This is a genomic window from Bradyrhizobium sp. 2TAF36 (assembly GCF_052114925.1).
Taxonomy (GTDB): domain Bacteria; phylum Pseudomonadota; class Alphaproteobacteria; order Rhizobiales; family Xanthobacteraceae; genus Bradyrhizobium; species Bradyrhizobium barranii.
This window is the reverse complement of the sequence record NZ_JBFRFR010000214.1, coordinates 1-1,945: the sequence shown is the minus strand read 5'-3', so window position 1 is coordinate 1,945 and position 1,945 is coordinate 1. Positions and strand designations below refer to the sequence as shown.

The window sequence follows — 1,945 nt, the reverse complement described above, 5'->3', positions numbered from 1 at the left end:
AATCCCGCTAGGCAATCGTCTCGCCATCCGCGATCGCTCCGTCTCCGCAACCTGACCAGCTCCGACGGAGCAATCGCTACCGGCGTGTCACTGGAGAGAGGAAGAATGGTAGCTTGACAACAAACCGCAATTAAAGGGCCGATTGACAAAAGGGCGATCCTCATGGCAGACCGCTTTGTCGTTCGGTACGAGCATCCCAAGAACGGCAGATTCACAGTGCTGGACACTTCGACAGATCAGCCTGCAGTCACGCCGGACGAGACGCCTTTAACTGGACTCTCTCATTCAACGGCGGAGGTTGTGGCCGAGAAGCTGAACAAGGGCGAAGCTCCGCCCGCCCTCAATCGTAAAACAGGCAGCAGGCTGCGCCTGCACATGGCTTGAAAGAATCAAAAGGCAGAGGCCCTCCGTCACCAAGCAGCGTCGAGCGGAATGACGCAAATGGCGGCGTCGTCATCATCGATTACAAAGATGGAGTACCCTTTCCCCACTAGTTCGGGTCGGGTCTCGCGTAACGAACGAGCGAGCTTGATGGCTTCTATTTGGGCTTCCGTTTCGCTAGGCAAATCATGCGCTCCGAAGTCCGAAACGAAATGCGTATCAATAAGCTTGTAGGTAAAAAGAGGCATCGGGATTGCCCGCGACAATGCGAAAGGCAAAGCCCCTGCTGGCATAGCCAAGCAGGGGCTCGCGGGTGGATGGCGCGAGGCTCGCGGATGAGGTGTCGCTCCAAGGACCTGTATCACTGAAGCAAACAACCGCTTAGTAGGCTCGCCAAAATATTGTGCAAGCCGCGCAAATAAAAGGCCCGGCGCTCTTTCTCGAGAATCACCGGGGCCCGTCCGATCCGCCACGCCTCGGCTTAGCAAATGGCGTGCCTTACCAGGGGGATTTGCTCGCTGGCATCCTGCGCGCCGCTGCCTACAACGGAGGCCCGCCGGTCACAGCCCCGGTTCCGGTATCTACAAATGTGAATCGAAGGGTAACAAGGTGAGGGAAGGCCCGCCGGGGGGGGGGGTGGCTAAGCTGGCGGGCCTTCACCCCAAGCACAAGGCCGCGTATGTCCTCACGGCCCCGTCCCGAAGCCGAAGAATGCTCATGATTATTTAACGAGCCGCTAAGACAGGTCAGGAACCTTCTCCAGGTTCGGAGCATTTTCGAGTCGCTTCTGGCCTTTCCCCGTAAGGTTCGGAAGCGTGATGACAGCACGGCTCCAGCTGCCAATGGCTGGGGCCGTAGCTCCTTTCGAGAGCGCAAATTGCGGGGGCTTGCCTTCAAAATCCGGCCCTTAACTCCGCCAGCTCACGGTTCGATTTAACTCGACTCTCGAACGGAACTGGAATTTAGTTCCCTCATCATCGTTCCGTCCTGGGCACTTGCCGGTGACCGAGAGTGTCGCGCTCCCGCCTGATCGAGGAGCACTTCTATGGCTCCGGACCCGCCCCGCTGCCCGCTATGCAATAAGCCCATGCACCTGCTGATCGGTCCAAACGGCGTCCGCAAACTTCAATGTGTCCGATGCGATGACGTTGACCCGATGCAATTGGCAGACCTCCAGGATTTGATAAAGGGCATACTGCAGCCGCCTAAAAAGTAAGGCGCCTCAGTTGGCGGCCGACCAGTATCTTATTCTCTAGTCAGCAGATCTTCACCAGGCGGCATCAGCTTTACGTAGGTGCCGCTTTCGTGCTTCCACAACCAGCCGCGCTCGATCGCGTGTTTGAGCCCGGTGCCAATCAGTCAATTCATCTTCTCACGGAGTATTCGGATGAACTCGCGAAGGTCATTCGCGTAATGGTCGCAAGCGAACCCGACGCCTTAGTCGAATTTTTCGAGACGCTTGGCTTTGCAGTGAATCGGATCGGGCTGGAGGCTGGGCCACTGTCGCAATGGCTGCATGCGAGGCTGCAAAGAGCAGGATTCGAGACGGTTCTGCTGGAAACAC

General features: G+C 57.4%; 2 protein-coding genes and 1 pseudogene. 2 read left to right on the top strand and 1 reads right to left on the bottom strand.

Translation table 11 applies throughout. The features are described 5' to 3' along the window. Nucleotides 1-162: 162 nt before the first annotated feature. Nucleotides 163-384: a hypothetical protein gene (locus AB4Z51_RS44765; protein ID WP_247342581.1), complete on the top strand. Its 222-nt coding sequence runs from the start codon at nucleotides 163-165 to the stop codon at nucleotides 382-384. A gap of 26 nt (nucleotides 385-410) precedes the next feature. Here AB4Z51_RS44765 and AB4Z51_RS44760 read toward each other — a convergent pair whose 3' ends face one another. Continuing rightward, nucleotides 411-674: a DUF6894 family protein gene (locus AB4Z51_RS44760; protein WP_441499748.1), complete on the bottom strand. Its 264-nt coding sequence runs from the start codon at nucleotides 672-674 to the stop codon at nucleotides 411-413. 1,105 nt (nucleotides 675-1,779) lie between these two features. Between AB4Z51_RS44760 and AB4Z51_RS44755 the strand changes: the two are divergent. Then, nucleotides 1,780-1,945: pseudogene (locus AB4Z51_RS44755) on the top strand (IS110 family transposase); the annotation flags it as partial.

What these genes read in the sequence shown, in the direction of transcription:
- AB4Z51_RS44765 (WP_247342581.1), top strand. Translation starts at nt 163, where the DNA reads ATGGCAGACCGCTTTGTCGTTCGGTACGAGCATCCCAAGAACGGCAGA.
- AB4Z51_RS44760 (WP_441499748.1), bottom strand. Translation starts at nt 674, where the DNA reads ATGCCAGCAGGGGCTTTGCCTTTCGCATTGTCGCGGGCAATCCCGATG.